This window comes from Photobacterium sp. GJ3 (assembly GCF_018199995.1).
GTDB lineage: Bacteria > Pseudomonadota > Gammaproteobacteria > Enterobacterales > Vibrionaceae > Photobacterium.
Genome location: NZ_CP073579.1, coordinates 517,259 through 532,553, shown reverse-complemented (window position 1 = coordinate 532,553; position 15,295 = coordinate 517,259). Strand labels below are relative to the sequence as shown.

Below are 15,295 nucleotides of genomic sequence, written 5' to 3'. Positions count from 1 at the left end.
TATGGAAAAAATTGACAGTCACGTGATCATTGGCTCAGAGCGTCGTCCTCGTGGTTTTGTGGAAGAACTCCTAGAAGATAAGCAGCAGCTTTGCCTGAGCACTTACAGAGCGCTTCATAAAGGCACCATAAGGGGCATACCAAGCACGGGCATGTTTTTCGCTCATTTTGCTCATGCGCTCCTGCTTGGCAAGGAACGTCAGGAAGTTATTCGTCCGCTATACGATTGCGCACAGATTCTGGCGATCAATCTAGGCCCTTATACCCAAAAAGAGCGTGGTTATCACGGCTGGTTTCAAGACTTACCCGTGTTCTGGCCCTATGAAGGAAAGCGTCTGATTTCAACTTCAGAATGGCTGGATGCATTCGCCGTCACTTTCATTCTCCGTGATCCATTCCAGCAAGGACGGATGCTGCTGGACATTGAAGCGTCAGATATCGACATTTGGGATGTCAGTGATCCGGAGGCAACGGGCGATCATAACGATGTGCGCCGGGTGCTCTTCCGCCTGTTCCGGGCCTTCTGGATCACCGAGGATACCGATATTCATGAACGCATCCGGGACATGGTGACCTACTCCGCACCAGAATATATTGGCGGCAGTGCCGCACAGGATATGTTTCACTATCTATATCTGCCTTTGGCGGAATTACTGATAGCGATTCACAGGAATGACCGGGCGACCAAATATCCGGAAAAGTTACGCTTCGCGCTGGAATGCCATAAAAAGTACTATACCGAAATTGCACAAAGGCAATACGAATTTGAGAATGCAGACTTCGATAGCAAAGGCTACATTGCTTTGTGTATTACAGGCTTGGCGGCTTATGCCTATGATAATTATGGTCTGGAACCCGACATAGAAAGTGGTTATATGCCCTTGTGGCTTGTGAAAGGCGAGTTTCCTTCCTATGAAGAAGCTTTTCCTGAAATATCCCCTCGCCCACCCTTTGAGGAGAAAAATATCACATTGTCATTAACAACAAAGGACCCCGTTGAAGACTGGCACCCGATCTGGCTGAACACGCTGCGTTGGATAAAACAGCAACCCGATATGCCCCATTTGTTCCGCTTGGGTGACGAAGTGGAAGAGAGGGAGCTCGCCAAATCTGTCAGCGGCGCAGTAGTCTGTGATATCGAAGGGGATGAGCCTGGAAAACTGGTGGTTTTTTCTATCCAACCTGTCGCCATTGCCGCCCCTGAACAATGGTTAAGTCAAATGAAACATCGCTGGGCGGACTTTGCAGCCACGCAGCTCTCCGCACCTCTGACTGAAGTCTCATTTCACGACTAACTAACCCCGCCGAAACAACCGGGCCTGTATCAGGCCCGGATTCTTTTTTTTGGCGGCCATCAAGGCTGCTGTCGTTATCCCGTGATATAGTCTTTTTTTTGGAAAAAACCGCTTTCTGAGCGCGTAATAATGGATGAATCGCAATGACAGACAACCTTTCTCCCGCTTCAGTACACGCAATTGATTTTCGCTCAGATACCGTCACAAGACCTTCCGCCGCGATGCGGCAAGCCATCGCTGCTGCGGCAGTCGGTGACGATGTTTACGGAGACGATCCAACGGTCAACGAACTGGAACAATGGGCTGCAGAACGACATGGATTTGAAGCCGCCCTGTTTTGCACCTCGGGCACCCAAGCCAACCTGCTCGGCCTCATGGCGCACTGCGAACGTGGTGATGAATACCTGTGCGGTCAGCAGGCGCACAACTACAAATTTGAAGGTGGCGGTGCGGCGGTCCTGGGCTCAATTCAGCCACAGCCCATTGAGAATCTGCCGGACGGTACGCTGCCCTTTGATAAGCTGGCTGCGGCTATCAAACCGGAAGACAGCCATTTCGCCCGCACAAAGCTACTGAGTTTAGAAAACACCATCAATGGCAAAGTGCTTCCGTTATCTTATCTGGCCGAAGCAAGAGCCTTTGTCGATCAACACGGCCTGTCGCTGCATCTGGACGGGGCACGGGTTTACAATGCAGCCGCTGCACTGGACGTTGATATTACCGAGATTGTGAAATACTTCGATTCCTTCACCATTTGTCTGTCCAAAGGATTAGGCGCGCCCGTCGGATCGCTGCTGCTGGGCAATCAGTCACTGATTCAAAAAGCACGCCGCTGGCGTAAAGTGCTGGGAGGTGGCATGCGTCAGGCTGGTATTCTGGCTGCCGCCGGTAAAATTGCCCTGCAAGAGAACGCAGCAAGGCTGAAAGAAGATCATGAGAATGCCCGCTATCTGGCCGAGCAGCTCAACACAGTTCCGGGATTCAGCACCAAGCCAGCGCTTGTCGACACCAATATCGTATTCGCAAAGCTGCATGAAACGATCGAGCCGAAAGCCTTGGCCGAAATTCTGAAATCCAAAGGGATTCTGATCAGTGCCGGAAATCCGATGCGTTTCGTCACGCACCTGGATGTCAGCCGGGAAGATATTGATCACCTGATTACATCTCTGAAAGATGCGCAATAAAGCGCGCCACTGCCGCATTCAATGCAATGCGGCAGATTCCCCGATTGTCTTCCGCTGAAAAACGGCACCCGCTCAACCTAATTTCTTCGTCCGGTCACCATACCTTTCAGGTAACGATTTCCGGTCAGTTTTGACGGCTCCCCCAATCGCGATGACATGAATCACGACGGCTGCAAACGTCAGATTCACCAGAAACTCATGAATCGCTTCGAACAAATCTTTTATTTTTCAGCCGCACTCTCATCATGACTCAACCCAATTCAGCGCCATTCAACATCAGGTGTACCACAATGCTCAGGATATACCCCAGTGCAATCACAGGCGTCCATTTCAGGTGTCCGAAGAAGGTATACCGGCCATGGGCCGCGCCCATCAGCGCGACGCCCGCTGCCGATCCAATAGATAAGAGACTGCCGCCGACACCGGCCGTTAAAGTCACCAGTAACCAGTTGTCAATCGACATATCCGGATTCATGGTTAAGACCGCAAACATCACCGGAATGTTATCGACAATGGCCGACAAGACTCCGACCATAATATTGGCCCACACCGGATCCCACTGGGTATACATGATGTGAGATGCCACACTCAGATAGCCCAGCAAGCTCAGGCCACCCACACACATCACCACCCCATAGAAGAACAGCAAGGTGTCCCATTCCGCCATTGAAATCCGACGAAAAACATCAAAGGGGACAACGGAGCCTAATCGTTCTAATGCAGCATTATCATTCTTCGCAAGGGCTGCCATTCGCTTTTTCTCCAGTGAACGCGGCAAAGTCTTCTGAAGATAAAAACCAAAAATCGACAGATACGCCATCCCCATCATCATGCCCATCACCGGCGGATAATGCAGATAGGTATGAAAAGCCACGGCTGTCATGATGGTGAGCAGAAACAGGCCAACGATTCGTTTCGCGCCTCGCTTGAGTTCAACGAACTCACTGACGGTTTCCGGCTTCGTCCGGGGTACGAAGAAAGACATCACCAACGCTGGCACAAGGTAATTCACCAACGCAGGGACAAACAGTTCAAAGAATTGAGTAAAACGGACCAACCCTGCCTGCCAGACCATCAGGGTGGTGATATCACCAAACGGGCTAAATGCGCCCCCTGCGTTGGCAGCAATCACGATGTTGATACACGACAGATTGATAAACCGGGTGTTATCGCCCCCGACTTTCATCACCACGGCACACATCAGCAGCGCCGTTGTCAGGTTATCGGCGATCGGAGAAATGAAAAAAGAAAGGAAGCCTGTCAGCCAGAATAAGGATTGAAAGTGAAACCCTTTGCTGACCATCCAGCCTTGCAGTCCGTCAAACAAACGACGTTCATCCATCGCGCTGATGTAGGTCATGGCCACCAGCAAAAAAAGCATCAGTTCCGCATATTCAAGGAGGTTGTGCTCTAAAGCAGTGTGGGCGACATCTAACATTCCCTGCTCTTTATAGGCCCAGCCGACCAGGATCCAGATCAAACCCGCTGCGAGCAACATCGGCTTAGATTTCGGTAGCTGAATGTATTCTTCAGCCATCACTAATCCATAAGCAACCACAAAAATCACAATCGCCAGATAGCCAAAAGAGGTTTGCGTTAAATCCAGTCCTCCGGATCCCGTACTGGCCTGTGCCGTCCATGGCAGCATCGCCAGACCAAAAAACAAAACAAAAATACTCAGCCCTACTCGCATGCTCGACTCCCTGAGACAACCCACTGCTTTAAAAACACACTGTTTCGTTACATACAGTTTGGTTCAAGCCGATAATAATGAGATGAAAAATCAGAAAAAATTCCCTACACGGATCACTAATCCCTGATTTGATCTTTACAGCAAACACAAATGATAATAATTTCTATTCTTATTTTTTGTTTGTTATTTTTGTGGAGAGAATGATGGAACAGGCTTTTCACCCGGAACCATTGCTTGAAGTCCGGGATCTGGAAGTGACGTACATCACCGATAAAGGAGACTTTACGGCGGTGAATCGTGTCAGTTTTGATATTGGCAAAAGCGAAATTTTTGGGCTGGCTGGTGAATCAGGCTGCGGAAAAAGTACCATTGCCTTTGCAATCAACCGGCTGCATAAGCCACCCGCACTGATCACCAATGGTCAGATCCGCTTCCAGAATCAGGATTTGCTCACCTTGTCTGACCGTGCCATGGGGGCCATTCGCTGGAAAGACATTGCCATGGTATTTCAAAGTGCCATGAACTCGCTGAACCCGGTACTCCCCGTTCGGGAACAGTTTTGCGATGTGATGCGACATCATCTGGGCTATACGCAAGCACAGGCGGTCGCCAAAGCAGAAAAACTCTTACAGCTGGTGAATATTCCACCGGAAAGGCTTTCAGATTACCCACACCAGTTCAGCGGTGGCATGCGTCAGCGTCTGGTCATTGCAATTGCACTCAGCCTGAATCCCAAGCTCATCATTATGGATGAGCCGACCACCGCATTGGATGTCGTTGTTCAACGTGAAATCCTGCAGCAAATCTACCAATTGCGCAGTGAGTTTGATTTTTCGATTCTGTTTATTACCCATGATTTAGCGCTGATGACCCAGCTGTGTGATCGCATTGCCGTGATGCGCCAGGGGCAGATTGTTGAGATCAATACAGCCCGCGCCATTCGGGAAAACCCACAGCATGCCTACACTCAGCAACTGTGGGCATCATTCCCGGATATCCATCATCTTAAGGCGACGCCATCACACACCACCCCAGAGGAGTGCAACGCATGAGCCGGCCCGTCATTGAACTCAAGCATATCGTCAAAGATTTCCAGTCTGGCGGAGGCTTCAGCCATTCAGATACTTTTCGGGCGCTTGATGATGTCAGTTTTCAGCTTCATGCTGGCCGGACACTGGCGCTTGTCGGTGAATCCGGATGCGGAAAAAGTACCTGTGCCCGCCTGATCACCAAAGTACACGCCCCGACTTCCGGTGAAATTCTCTTTCATGGTCAGGATATCCGGACCATTGAATCTCGTAAGCAACTGCTAGCATATAGAAATCAGGTGCAAATGATTTTTCAGGATCCGTTCGGCTCTCTGAATCCCACGCATACCATCGCTCATCATCTCACCCGGCCCTTATTGATCCACAAGCAGGTCAGTCAATCCGGTCTTCGTGACAAGCTGGCATCCCTGATGACGCAAGTTGAACTGCCCGTCGATGATTTAACCAAATATCCGCACCAGCTCAGCGGTGGGCAAAGACAACGGGTCAATTTAGCCAGAGCTTTAGCGGTCAATCCGAAGGTGATTCTGGCCGATGAACCCACCTCCATGCTGGATGTTTCAATTCGCTTGGGGTTCTGAATCTGATGAAAGAAATGAAACAAAAACTGGGGATTGGTTTCTTATATATCACACACGATCTGGCAACAGCACATTACATCGCTGAAGAAACGGCGGTGATGTATCGCGGGAAAATTGTTGAGCGGGGTGACACACAAGCCATTCTTCGCCAACCCACGCACCCCTATACTCAATTGCTGATCTCAGCAATGCCAAATCCGGACCTCCCCTTCCAGCAATTGGTGGATCATGAACCCAATTATGCGTTGGATGCTGAAAAAATTCGTCAGTTCAGCCTTCAATCCATTGCTGGATATCGTCAAATTGGCGACAACCACTTTGTTGCCCACTATGATCACACACAGGAGCAAGTCGCATGAATCTGAACATCTGGTTAACCGACCTCAAAGCCTGGTACGAGCGCGGCAATCACCGGGATATTGATATTCTGCGCCGTAGCGTGCATCGGGTACCAGACAGTGTATTTATGCAACTCGAAACGCCGCATGACAGCGAAGCGCTGGCTTACTGGTTAGACGCCTGTCAGCGGCTCAGTATCTATTACACCGATCTCGGCGATGCCGATCAGGGTTACAACTATCTCCAGTTTGCCTATGCCAAATTACAGGCAATGAGTACTGAAACGTCACTTCAGCCGGATGCAAGACGCTGGGCGCTGAAAAAACTGGATCGACTGGTTGTGGCCATGTCTGAGTTTTGCCAGCACCAACATAATGAAAAGTGGTTAGAAGAATCGAAACATCTGATTGATTTACATGTGGCATTTATGTCAGGTCAGAACCATCTGAATCTGGCCTATCAGCAGCCTTAAAAGAAGGCAAACCCGACGAGCGCAGGACCGATTCTGGTCCTGCGCCACTGAGACAAAATTCAGTCTTCCCAAATCTCGGCCGCAAATGCCGGGTAATCGACAAAGGGATTCCTGTTCCCCTGAAACAGATATGCAGCCTCGTTCCGAATCCTTTCTTTCTGGCTGACCGGATCCTGCTGATGCCAGTCTAATAACATGGCTAAAAACCAGTCTTCAAAAACCTGATCGCGGCTGCCATCCAGAACTGCATCGCCAAAATTACTTTGTGACTCCCATCCGGCAATCACATTCTGATAACGGGTCGCCATATAAAAATAGGCACGGGCAATATCCCCTTTGAAGTCATCAATCGGTTCGAAGACCGTGCCGGTGTAGCCTAATCCTGCGCGTGCTGCACCTAATTTCGAACCATTCGATGAAGTATAAACGGCGCTGATCACTTCGCCATAAGGATAACTGCTCCGTTTCGAATTCACATAACCGTCGGTCGGGAAAATATGGTGGACATCCGTATTCATCGGGCTGACGGCCCCGCCAAACCAACTGCGGGGAAAGCTGTGTTCGCGGTTATAGCAGTCCCCTTCTCCGCGATAGCTGCCACACTGATCATTACCTGGAGAGAAACTGAAAGTATCTGCCCCGGCAGGCTTTTCGGAGTATATATCCAGAATACTGCCGTCTTTTTCATAACTCGAATCAAGGTCGCCGGAGTAATAAAAGGTCCAGAGATCGCCATAACTCTGTACGCTGTGATTCTGAATGATCTGATGAAGCGCTGTTTTAAGCGCATAGCCACTCAATCCGGCTGCACTTTGGTAGTCGCTCGACAGGTTTTCAATCCCGTTGCCCGACGCCGGTGGATTCCCTGCTTCTCCTGCGTTTTCAGCGGGTGAAAACTGATCCACATAAACCACTTCAGCGCCGTCAAATCCCGGCTGATCGTAGAACCGCAGTCCAATTTCGATGGTTTGACTCACAGACGCGGTATAACGATACGTTAGCTGCTGCCACTGGCCTGTATTCGCAGGCAATGAGTAGCCCTGATAACCATCCACATAAAGACGGGCCGCCACCTGCCCTTCGGTATGTAAGACCCAGACTGAAAAGTCATACGTCTGGCCCGCAGTCACCTGAATACGTTGGCGCAAATCCGTTGTCTCCTGCGCTCCCGTCATCACCGTAACCTCAGCCGCCCGATTGCCGGAACGTACTTGCTGATTGGTTTCACGAAGACGAATGCCTGAGTCGACCGTCGTCCAGCCAATCGCACCGGTTTGATTCCAGTCTTCAAAATCACCATTGCTGATCTCGGCATATGCATTTGCCGCCGTTCCCAAAGTCAGTAATCCCAGCAAAATTGCGTTGCGTTTCATGGCCGTTGGTTCCTTTCATCCGGTGTCATGACATGATTGTGCAGCGATAAAGTTACACATTTATCGCAAAACGCAAAGAAATGCATGAAAACCTTGATTGCTTTTTGATACATGAATCAAGAAATAACAATCTGCGTATCCATCAATGATGACATGCATCGGAGTAAGTTTTCCTGTGACTTTCATGTTAGCTGCCCACGTAAAAATTATCCTCAGGAACAGAGTTTTGACTAAGCTGAAAGTAAGTCGACGTCATCCGATGGGGACACTGGAATATGAAGAAAACGTGCTTAAAACCCGCTGTGCTGTGCTGGGCTTTTAGCCTGCCGGTTTTCTGGTTATCGCCTGCAAAGGCGGATGAGACGATCATGCCGAGTCCGCCTGAGATTGCGGCAGATGCCTGGGTTCTGATGAGCTATGAATCCGGCCAGGTCATTGCCGGAAGTGATGAAAACAAGCCTCACGCCCCCGCCAGCCTTGTCAAAATCATGACCACTTATATCGTCGGAAAGGAATTGAAAGCCGGGCATATTCATCAGGATGACAGAGTTGTGATCAGTGAAAATGCCTGGGGGAAAAAATTCCCCGGTTCTTCAATCATGTTCCTGAACGTTGGGGATGAAGTCACGGTTGATGATTTGAACCACGGTGTCATTATTTCTTCCGGGAACGATGCCACTGTTGCACTGGCAGAGCATATCGCCGGACATTCTTCAGCGTTTATTGAAATGATGAATCGCGAAGCGGAAAGAATCGGGATGAAAAATACCTACTTCACGAATCCGCACGGGCTGGACAGTGACTCTCAGTCTACATCGGCTTACGACATGGCTTTGCTGACCCGGGCCCTGATTCAGGACATGCCGGACATCTATGCGTTGTTCAAACTGAAATCCTTTACCTACCACAACATCAAACAGGGCAACCGGAACCCGCTGCTCTGGGATGCCAGCCTGAATGCAGACGGGGTAAAAACCGGATACACCAAAGAAGCAGGCTATAGCCTGGTTTCTTCTGCGATTCAGGGTGACATGCGGCTCATTGCGGTGGTGTTAGGCACTGAAGATGTCAACGCGCGCAGAAATGAAAGCAAAAAACTTCTGACCTGGGGTTTCCGGTTTTATCAGGACCTCAATCCGAAATTTGATAGCAAAACGCTGAAAAAAGCCAGAGTCTGGTACGGTTCGCCTTCGAATGTTCAGGTCGAACTGGGGGATGGCGGTGTGATTACCGTACCCCGGCGTCAGCGGACCAATTTAGCGCATCAGGTGTTTTATAACAGTAACCTTGAAGCCCCGATTGCCAAAGGTCAGCAGGTTGGTAAAGTCGAATGGTATATGGGGGACAGCCTGATCACCGTCCAGCCCATTTTAGCCGCAGAAGCCTCTGAAAAAGCCCCCTGGTATAAATCCATTCTGGATACTGTCTGGCGTCCGATTGGAAACTGGTTCAGTGAGCAAGACTGGGTTCCCAGGGATGATCAACCCACCATGAAAACCACCCAATAACTTAGCTTTCCTCATCTGCCGGGGTCAGGATGTTGACCCCGGTTTGAGCCATACCGATTTGAAATCAAACCATCCCATCGAATTTGGCTCCATGCCTTGCACTGGCCCGGCACTGTTCACGCCCAGCCAGGCATGAAACAGCGGAATCACCTGCCCGCTGCGAACCAGAATCGAACCAATGTCATGGCTCGGACAAGGCTGCGACGCCATTGCCCGCCAGTGAACCACTTGTTGATCCAGTGCTTCAAATTCTGTTTCTGGCATCACACGGGAAATATGGTCAAAGCTATAAAACCATGCCAGAAATGCATCATCCCTGTGATGGCTCATACTCATACCATTCAGCCAGAGATCAATCTTTTCCGCATGTTTCCCCATCAGGACATCTGTATTGCTCATTTCCATGACTTTCAGGCGTAAGCCATCTTCAGCCAGCACACTTTCGATGGCTCTGGCGACTTCATGATAAACCGGGTGATGCTGCGGAAATGCCAGGGTAACCATGCGCTTTGCCGGGATCGGCGCTGGTGAAATAAGCGGATTGGTGTCTGTCCAGCCCGGTAAAAGACCATAGGCATTGATCAACCGGATTTCGCCAATTTCGCCGGGGTGCATCCGCGACAATAAAGGCACCGGGCCAAGCCGGCTCTGGAAATAAGCCAGCCATTCCGGATCACTGGCCAGACCGTTCACCCGATTCATCAGCAGATAATTACAGCCTTCATCGAGCGTTAACCGCTCGGGCACTTCATTAACCGGTGTGGCGATTTTATCCGTGCTGGGTTGCAGGTAGCACGCTGTAACGCCAGTCAGAATCCAGATTTCAACCACATCAATCAGCGCTCTGAATCCAAAATATTGATCAAAGGCTTCCAGAATCAATCGCTGTTTATCATTCTTAACCACTTTATAAGGCCCGGTGCCGACAGGAAACAGTTCGGCTTCTCTGGCTTCATCCAGCATTGCGGGCTGAATGACGGCCATAATGTTCGTCAGCAAATCGGGCAACCGCCGATCATCATGACTTAAACGAATATCAATGGTGTTCGGGAACGGTGAAGTAATGGTCTCCAGATGACGGAATAAGCGATGTGATTTCAGCCGTTCAAGGCTGGCTAACACATCCTGGCTGTCCAGCAGACTGCCGTCATGAAAACGAACCGCCGGACGCAGATAAAATCGCCAGTGCCGCGGCGTAAATGATTCCCAGTGATGGGCCAGATCGCCCTCCACTTCCTCTTTTTCCTCATTCATCCGGGTCAGGCCATTGAAAATCTGCCGGACCAGATGCTGCTCGGAACGGCGCAATGGCCGGAGCGGATTCAGATTGGTAAACGCCCGATAGTAAGGCACCCGGACAATCTGCCGTCCTTTCTGCGTGGTCAGCCCAAGCTGCTCCTGAATCAGCTGTGCCAGCCGGTTGGCATCGTTCCCCAGCGCCTCCAGTGCCGGTTCCAGCTTGCCATCAGCGACCAGCTTGCGGGCATGATGATACTGAAGTTCGGTATCTGTGCTCTGGAAAACCAAGCGGGACTGCTTTCCCCGGCCGATCGCCGGCTCCCATTCAATCCAGCCCTTATCCACCATTTTATTGATGACCATCCGCACATTGCGCCGCGTACAGAACAATATTTCGGAGATATCCTGGAGGTTTGTATCGCTGTCCTGACCGGAAAAATGGGTGTAAAGACGCTGAAATTGAGTTTTAAGGCGCTGACCGCTCATAAAAAAGAGGAACCTTTTTGTTTCAACTGTTCAATTTTTTGTTTCCCTATTTTAGTCTAAATTGAATCACCATGAAACCGGCGTGCGACTGCGGACAGCTGAATTTCCATCCGGAAATGAGCGACTTACTCCGTCGTTTTTCGGTTTCTGGCAACCGGTCAGGATGGATGCTTTCCCCCGATATTCAGCGCCTGAGTGCCTGTCCGGTTGCCCTTTCTGCACGTATCCGAACCACAAAAAAAGCGCCCGAGGGCGCCCTTCACTCTTTTTGACGTATCGTGGAATATCATGAGGCGTCTGAAACTTTCGCTAACGCCGCTTGCTTTTGCTGTAATTCAGCCACCTGCTGCTTCAGCAGATCATTTTCTTTGATGAGCTTTTGCTGCTCTGTCAGCCATTCAGACTGAAGCTTTTTCACCGATTTCTTTTCAGAATCGAGTTCGGTTTTAGATGCCTTCAGATCCTCATTCAATGCTTTCAGCTTTTCATTGGCAGCATCCAGATCAGTTTTGGCTTTCCGCTGATTCCGCTGTGCTGTCTGTTTCGCCTTCAGGGCTTTCTCACATTCCACGGTTTTCTGAGCCAGTGCATCTTCCAGGAGCTCAATCTGCTCAACCGAACTTTCTGCAGTGAGACCCGTGACGGCATTCCAGCCCGCAACCATATTGTCGCTGGCCAGCTGCATCATATCGAAAGGAAATACCAGTCCCTGCTCTTTCGTCTGCTGCACCTTTTCATGAAAGGCTTTGTCTGCTGCTTCAATATTTTTCAGCGCGTTGTCGAAACTGTCATGTGTTGCTGCTTTGAACTGCTTGGCTGCGATCGATTCCCAAACACGGTGGACCTGCATCCAGGTTTCCACGGGTTTGAAATAAGCAGTCGGGTCAAATACCGGTGAAGTCCACTGTTGTTCTAAAGCCTTTTGTAAACCGTTGTCCATCAGTCATTCTCCTAAAATTGGCTTCTCAATCACAATTGTCCTTGTAACATCCCGGGCGCCGCACCCAGATTGTATGCCCTCAACAGTCAGGCGCATCATACGCACAATACCTGATACGCATAGCTTACCCACACAAAATGACAGCATCTTGAACAAAAAACAAGCATGCATAGGCTTGTTCTCTGAAACTCATCTGATGCGCTTACTGATTGACGACATTCATATTTTTGCCACCGCGCTCTGGCTCAAGTGTAGACAAAATTTTTCGGAGCACCGCATTGTCATGAATTTGCGATATTCACAACTTAGGCTGCAGAAGTGAATTGTGATTCAGAGGTATCCCTTCCGGCAGATATGAAGAAACTTAAACGCTATCAGTACGAGCGCTATGCAATCCTGTGCCGGGAAGCCTACCCCGCGGATTTTGACCATACCCAATATGGCTTCGAGACCGAAGGCAGGCGCGATATCACAGACCGCTGGGGACGCACCATCATCCGGGTCTTATGGGGTCAGAAAAACGAGGTGATAGTTGTCTTTAAAGGGTCGCAGAATCTGTGGGACTGGCTGCTCAATTTTGCCTGTTTTCCCAAAAAAATGATCAGCGGTAAACGCCCTTATCATGTGCATTGGGGCTACCACTATTTACTTCAGCAAAGCAGCAAAGTCGATAGCAATCCTTATGAGCAATTGCGTCCGTCCATGTCGACATCTCAGGAAGCCGACTTCCTTCAGGCAACCGATGCACGCCACTTTCAGGCGGAGTCCTTATACCAGCAAATCCGAAACACGTTAGCGCCGCTGATCCAGCAGGGAAAACGCGTGTCTTTAACGGGTCACTCCTCGGGCGGTGCCATGGCGGTATTAACCGCAGAGCGGCTTGGCCTCGAGTTTCCGGACGCAATCAAACGGATTGTGACCTTCGGACAACCCGCCGCAGGCTTCTGGAGCTTTAAACAGGCGTACAGCTATCAGCACTGCACTTACAGGATTTGCTGCGATCTGGATATCGTCACTTTCTTACCGGCGATTCCACTGCTGTACTGGCATGTGGGAAAAATGCTGTGGCTTCACAATGAAAAAATCTATGACAACATTTCGACGCCAAACCGACTGTACAAATCTTTAGTCAGTTGGCTTCTCAGGCCGATCACTTATCATTACATGCATAAATATATCCGCAATAAAGACTACTTCGATAAACATTGAGCCTTGAATGATCTTTTTTCAGCAATTTAGCATACCCTCGTGCAGCGCTTTCCTGTATGTTTGGGGCTGAATTCAGAAGAAGCCAATACCTATGCATGCTCAAGTGACTCAATTAATTACACTGAAAAACGCCTGGATGGGCAGTCACATCACGGAAGCTGAGTTTCCGACACCACTCAGCAAACAAGGACTGGCCTTATATCAGACCACACAACAAGCACCAAATACCGTTCCTTTCCAGCCAGCACCTGCCACACCCCCACAATCACTGCTGAGCATTTATCCGGTGGATTGTCACCCGCTGACTATCCGTTATGCCTTGGTTCAGGCGAGCCAGTGGGACGAACAGGATGCTGAAGCCATCATTGAGTTTCTGACTCAAATCATGCTGGATGAATCCAGCCCGGCACAATTATTCGTTGGATTTTTTCAGAGCAAACCTGTTGCTTGCGGTATGTTATTCACCCATCCGGATGTACCGGATCATGTTCTGATCAGTGATGTTTGTGCTTTTCCTCTGCCCAATCAGCAAGCACTCGAACACGCCATGACCGCATGGCTGACGACTCAGGCGGCGACACTCGCTCCCCAGATCTGGCAGTGCTGATCGTTCGGCCTGCACCGATTCGGTCAGCGGGCCCAGCCGCCTTCCGGAACAGCCTGTCCCAGCGCCTTTGAACCCAATGCATCACGGCCTGTCTTTACTGCACCTCGCTGGAATTTTACCTGCGTTCAACGAATTAATTTCTTCGAGACACTTCTCATTTCGATTGGCAATTTTGCTTGTACGCATCAAGTTTCACTAATGATTCACACTGGTTTAACATATTCGCTTCTATGCTCTTTCCTCGAGATGAACCCCTAAAATCAATCGGAAGCAGGAAAGAAGTAATGAAGAAAGTTTTAGGCGCAACCTGTTTGCTGCTGTCTGCTGCAACACATGCAGAAACCCTGAATGTCATGGCTTATAACACCATGCAACTGCCAGTTGGTGACTGGGACCAGGCAAACCGTGCGCAACGCATTCCGTCAGCCATTGAAGCACTCAGTAACACACCGGATGTCCTGATCATCAACGAAGCGTATAACGCAGATTCCGAAAACATGCTCAGTGAATTGGGGACACTTTACCCTTACCAAACGCCGGTTGTCGGCCTGGATTGCAGCGGCAAAGGCTGGGATGCACTCACCGGTGACTGTTCGAATTCGATTGTCGTGGTTCGCGGGGGTGTCACGATTCTCTCCCGCTATCCGATTCTGAGCCAAAAAGCTCATGTCTATCAGGCCAGTGAGCGAGGCACCTGGGATTATTATTCCAATAAAGGATTTGCTTATATCACCCTCGAGAAAAACGGCCAGCGGTTTCACGTGCTCGGCACGCATTTGCAATCCAGCACCGATAATCCCGACAAGGAACATCCGGTGCGGATGGCTCAGTTAGCGGAAATGCAACGCTTTATTACTGCAGAGCAAATCCCTGCCACAGAGCCTGTCATCATTGCCGGTGATTTGAACGTTGAATGGAGTCGTCAGGACCAGATTCAGGACATGCTTGCCACCACACACAGCAAACTCAATTTTCCCGATGACTCGGTGGGCAGCTTTTCAGCCAAATATAATTGGGTCACAAAATCCGGGGCCTATCGTGACGGCTATTCTCTGAATTACAACGACACCCTGGACTACGTATTGTGGCATGGCGATTACCTGCAACCTTCAGTACCAACCGCCATGCAGGTGATCAAGCTGCAGTCTCACGAGCAATGGTACTGGCATTATCTGAAAGGCAAATGGCCATTGCCTGAAGGTGAATACTGGCACAACGGCTACTACAGTGATCTGTCAGACCATTATCCGGTTCAGGCCATGTTCACTTTTCCGGATCCATCGTCGGCACAATAACGCTTTTAAAACAAAGAAGGAGCCCT

General features: G+C 49.9%; 12 protein-coding genes and 1 pseudogene. 9 read left to right on the top strand and 4 right to left on the bottom strand.

Annotated elements, in window-relative coordinates; translation table 11 throughout:
• The first annotated feature begins 1 nt into the window (after nucleotide 1).
• Complete coding sequence (locus KDD30_RS19245) at nucleotides 2-1,294, top strand: Imm49 family immunity protein (RefSeq protein WP_211651593.1); 1,293 nt, start codon at nucleotides 2-4, stop codon at nucleotides 1,292-1,294.
• A 179-nt stretch (nucleotides 1,295-1,473) separates the two neighbouring features.
• Complete coding sequence (ltaE, locus tag KDD30_RS19240; protein WP_211651889.1) at nucleotides 1,474-2,478, top strand: low-specificity L-threonine aldolase; 1,005 nt, start codon at nucleotides 1,474-1,476, stop codon at nucleotides 2,476-2,478.
• A gap of 250 nt (nucleotides 2,479-2,728) precedes the next feature.
• Here the strand turns inward: ltaE and nhaD are convergent, their stop codons facing one another.
• Nucleotides 2,729-4,126, bottom strand: a complete 1,398-nt coding sequence (nhaD, locus tag KDD30_RS19235; protein WP_371826126.1) for a sodium:proton antiporter NhaD — start codon at nucleotides 4,124-4,126, stop codon at nucleotides 2,729-2,731.
• Between the two features lie 248 nt (nucleotides 4,127-4,374).
• On the opposite strand from nhaD, the gene KDD30_RS19230 reads away from it, so the two are divergent.
• From KDD30_RS19230 to KDD30_RS19220, 3 genes and pseudogenes are all read left to right on the top strand, one after another.
• On the top strand, nucleotides 4,375-5,223 hold the full coding sequence (locus tag KDD30_RS19230) for an ABC transporter ATP-binding protein (protein ID WP_211651591.1): 849 nt from the start codon (nucleotides 4,375-4,377) through the stop codon (nucleotides 5,221-5,223).
• Nucleotides 5,220-6,160, top strand: a pseudogene (locus KDD30_RS19225) (ATP-binding cassette domain-containing protein). The gene KDD30_RS19230 and the pseudogene KDD30_RS19225 overlap by 4 nt, the downstream one beginning before the upstream one ends.
• Nucleotides 6,157-6,612, top strand: a complete 456-nt coding sequence (locus KDD30_RS19220; RefSeq protein ID WP_211651590.1) for a hypothetical protein — start codon at nucleotides 6,157-6,159, stop codon at nucleotides 6,610-6,612. The pseudogene KDD30_RS19225 and the gene KDD30_RS19220 overlap by 4 nt, the downstream one beginning before the upstream one ends.
• 59 nt (nucleotides 6,613-6,671) lie before the next feature.
• On the opposite strand, the gene KDD30_RS19215 is transcribed toward KDD30_RS19220, so the two are convergent.
• Nucleotides 6,672-7,985 carry an endonuclease gene (locus tag KDD30_RS19215; protein WP_211651589.1) on the bottom strand — a complete coding sequence of 438 codons (1,314 nt, stop codon included), beginning with the start codon at nucleotides 7,983-7,985 and terminating at the stop codon, nucleotides 6,672-6,674.
• Nucleotides 7,986-8,260: 275 nt separating this feature from the next.
• Between KDD30_RS19215 and KDD30_RS19210 the strand changes: the two genes are divergently transcribed.
• On the top strand, nucleotides 8,261-9,493 hold the full coding sequence (locus KDD30_RS19210) for a D-alanyl-D-alanine carboxypeptidase family protein (protein WP_211651588.1): 1,233 nt from the start codon (nucleotides 8,261-8,263) through the stop codon (nucleotides 9,491-9,493).
• Between the two features lie 24 nt (nucleotides 9,494-9,517).
• On the opposite strand, the gene sgrR is transcribed toward KDD30_RS19210, so the two are convergent.
• Both sgrR and KDD30_RS19200 read right to left on the bottom strand, forming a co-directional pair.
• Entirely contained in the window at nucleotides 9,518-11,218 is a 1,701-nt protein-coding gene (sgrR, locus tag KDD30_RS19205) for an HTH-type transcriptional regulator SgrR (protein ID WP_211651587.1), read from the bottom strand.
• A gap of 286 nt (nucleotides 11,219-11,504) precedes the next feature.
• On the bottom strand, nucleotides 11,505-12,158 hold the full coding sequence (locus KDD30_RS19200) for a hypothetical protein (RefSeq protein WP_211651586.1): 654 nt from the start codon (nucleotides 12,156-12,158) through the stop codon (nucleotides 11,505-11,507).
• Between the two features lie 354 nt (nucleotides 12,159-12,512).
• On the opposite strand from KDD30_RS19200, the gene KDD30_RS19195 reads away from it, so the two are divergent.
• The 3 genes from KDD30_RS19195 (at nucleotide 12,513) to KDD30_RS19185 (ending at nucleotide 15,269) form a co-directional block, all read left to right on the top strand.
• A complete protein-coding gene (locus KDD30_RS19195) occupies nucleotides 12,513-13,367 on the top strand; it encodes a lipase (protein WP_211651585.1) in 855 nt (284 codons plus the stop codon).
• A gap of 103 nt (nucleotides 13,368-13,470) precedes the next feature.
• Nucleotides 13,471-13,974, top strand: a complete 504-nt coding sequence (locus KDD30_RS19190; RefSeq protein WP_211651584.1) for a hypothetical protein — start codon at nucleotides 13,471-13,473, stop codon at nucleotides 13,972-13,974.
• Nucleotides 13,975-14,258: 284 nt separating this feature from the next.
• A complete protein-coding gene (locus KDD30_RS19185; protein WP_211651583.1) occupies nucleotides 14,259-15,269 on the top strand; it encodes a sphingomyelin phosphodiesterase in 1,011 nt (336 codons plus the stop codon).
• Nucleotides 15,270-15,295 lie beyond the last annotated feature (26 nt).